Source organism: Dyella japonica DSM 16301 (genome assembly GCF_001010355.1).
Lineage (GTDB): Bacteria > Pseudomonadota > Gammaproteobacteria > Xanthomonadales > Rhodanobacteraceae > Dyella > Dyella japonica.
Genome location: NZ_JPLA01000105.1, coordinates 1 through 437, shown reverse-complemented (window position 1 = coordinate 437; position 437 = coordinate 1). Strand labels below are relative to the sequence as shown.

1 protein-coding gene is annotated in these 437 nt (G+C 66.6%); it reads right to left on the bottom strand.

Features of this window, described 5'->3' with window-relative positions; translation table 11 throughout:
* On the bottom strand, positions 1–359 hold a 359-nt coding region (locus Y882_RS18335), incomplete at its 3' end, for a hypothetical protein (protein ID WP_156171599.1).
* Positions 360–437: the final 78 nt, after the last annotated feature.

The window sequence follows — 437 nt, the reverse complement described above, 5'->3', positions numbered from 1 at the left end:
ACCAGGTCGACGCCGGCAGGAGGATTCAGGCCGTCGATTCGGATGCCCTGACCTTCTTGCAGCTCGAGGGACGCAAGACCCGACAAGGCGCCTTCCTCCTTCCCCCGGACGTAGCTGGCGGCCAGTGAATAGCGGCCGCCGCGCATTCCTCCCATCGACGATGCGGACACCAGAGGCAGCACGCCGTCGGGCACGCCGATCGGCCGAGCCGTCGAACCACTGACTAGGATCAGCGTCGTCCGATTGCCCACCACCACGTTGCCGTTCAACACGTCGTAGCTGCAGCGATCGTTGCTGTTGAGCGCCGCGATCGGTGTTGCCGCAGTCGGAGAGACGGCGTACAGCGTGGAATCAGCCACACCGAACGCGCCGCCAGACCAAGACCACAAGCTGTGCAGCCCGGGCAACGCCTGGGCCAGAGTGGCGCCCTGCCGGCG